The 2,174-nt window shown below is 71.0% G+C and carries 1 protein-coding gene; it reads left to right on the top strand.

What is annotated here, in order from left to right; all coding sequences use genetic code 11:
* Nucleotides 1-2,174: condensation domain-containing protein (locus ACZ3TI_RS40875; protein WP_465735654.1), on the top strand; the 2,174-nt coding region annotated here is incomplete at both ends.

The following is a 2,174-nucleotide window of genomic DNA, read 5'->3' as shown; positions in this document are numbered from 1 at the left end:
GTCGACCGCCGCGCGCTGCCCGCCCCGGAGTACACGGCGGGTGCGGGCCGGGCACCGGCCACCCCCGAGGAAGAGCTCCTCTGCGAGGCGTTCGCGCACGTGCTGGGCCTGGAGAAGGTGAGCGTCGAGGACGACTTCTTCCGACTCGGCGGGCACTCGCTGCTGGCCACCAGGCTGGTGAGCAGGATCCGGACGACCATGGGCGTCGAACTGCCGCTGCGTACGCTGTTCGAGGCGCCGACGGTGGCCGGGCTCGCGGCCCGACTGTCCGGAGCCGAGCTGGCCCGAGCCGCGCTGGTCGCCGCAGAGCCGGAGCGGCTGCCACTGTCGTTCGCGCAGCTCCGGCTCTGGTTCGTCGGCCTGCTCGAAGGCCCGAACACCACCTACAACAGCCCCATCGTGGGGCGGCTGTTCGGCGACGTCGACAAGGCGGCCCTCGAGGCGGCGCTGCTCGACGTCATCGAGCGGCACGAGGTGCTGCGCACCGTGTACGCGGTGGCCGACGACGAGCCCTACCAGCGGGTCCTGGAGATGGACGAACTCGACTGGAAGCTGGAGCTGGCCGCCGTCGAGCCGGACGACCTGCAGGACGCGATCGCCGGCTCCGTCAGGCGCGTGTTCGATCTGTCGGTCGACCTCCCGATCCGCGCGTCGCTCTTCACGGTCGCGCCCGATGAGCATGTGCTGGCGCTGGCCGTCCACCACATCGCGAGTGACGGCTGGTCGCGGGCTCCGCTGGGTCGGGACCTGTCCGCTGCCTATGCGGCGCGCCGGGAGGGCCGGGCGCCCGAGTGGGAGCCGCTGCCGGTGCAGTACGCGGACTACGCGCTGTGGCAGCGGGAACTCCTGGGCGACGAGCAGGACCCGGACAGTGTGATTTCCCGCCAGGTCGCCTACTGGAAGCAGGCCCTGGCGGGGGCCCCGGAGGAGTTGGAGTTGCCGTTCGACCGGCCGCGCCCCGCAGTCGCGAGCAACCGGGCGAACGTCACCGGGTTCGACGTCCCCGCCGAACTGCACCAGAAGCTGGTGGAGTTGGCACAGGGCGAGGGCGTGACGCTGTTCATGCTGCTGCAGTCCGTGTCCGCGATGCTGCTCTCTCGGCTGGGCGCCGGCCTCGACATTCCGTTCGGCACCCCGGTGGCCGGTCGCACCGACGAGGCGCTGGACGATCTGATCGGGTGTTTCGTCAACACCCTGGTCATGCGGACCGACCTGTCCGGTGACCCTTCGTTCCGCCAACTGCTGGGACGGGTGCGCAAGAACGGGCTGGCAGCGTTCGAGCACCAGGACGTGCCGTTCGAGAAGCTGGTGGAGGAGCTGGCTCCCGCTCGCTCCCGCTCGCGTAACCCGCTGTTCCAGGTGACGCTGACCGTGATGAACATCGCGGCGGCGGCGCTCGACCTGCCGGGCGTGCGGACCGGCGCCGCGCCGGCCGGCATGGCGGGTTCGGCGACGGCGAAGGTTGACCTGGACGTGACGGCCGGGGAGATGTTCGACGCCGCCGGCCGGCCGGCGGGTCTGCGCTGCTGGGTGACTGCCGCTGCGGACCTGTTCGACCAGTCGTCGGTGGAACGGATCGCCGCGCGCTGGGTGCGGGTGCTGGAGACGGTGCTGCTCGACCCGGAGACCCGCCTGAGCGGGGTCGATGTGCTGGACGAGACCGAGCGTCGTCGGGTGCTGGTGGAGTGGAACGACACCGCGCTGGACGTATCGGGGTCGACGGTTCCGGGGGTGTTCGCGGCTCGGGTGGCGGAGGCGCCGGATGCGGTTGCCGTGGTGGGTGAGGGTGTCGAGCTGACGTACCGCGAGTTGGATGAGCGGGCGAACCGTCTGGCGCACTACCTGGTGGATCGTGGTGTGGGTGCGGAGTCGGTGGTCGCGGTCTGCTTGGAGCGCGGTGTCGAGCTGGTGGTGTCGCTGCTGGCGGTGCTGAAGGCCGGGGCGGCGTATCTGCCGGTGGACCCGCAGGCGCCGGTGGAGCGTGTCGCGTTCATGCTGGCGGACAGCCGGGCGGTTGCGCTGGTGGGCTCGGAGGAGGTGCTGGAGGAGCTGCCGGTTCGGCGGATGCTGACGGTTACCGTGGACGCGCCGCTGGTGCAGATGGCGCTGGAGATGGCTCCGGTGTCGGCACCCGTGGTGTCGGTGGAGTCGGAGGGTCTGGCGTATGTGATCTA

It is taken from the genome of Kitasatospora sp. NPDC023120 (genome assembly GCF_055560835.1).
Note: the sequence above shows the minus strand (reverse complement) of the source record. Positions and strands in the feature narration are given on the sequence as shown.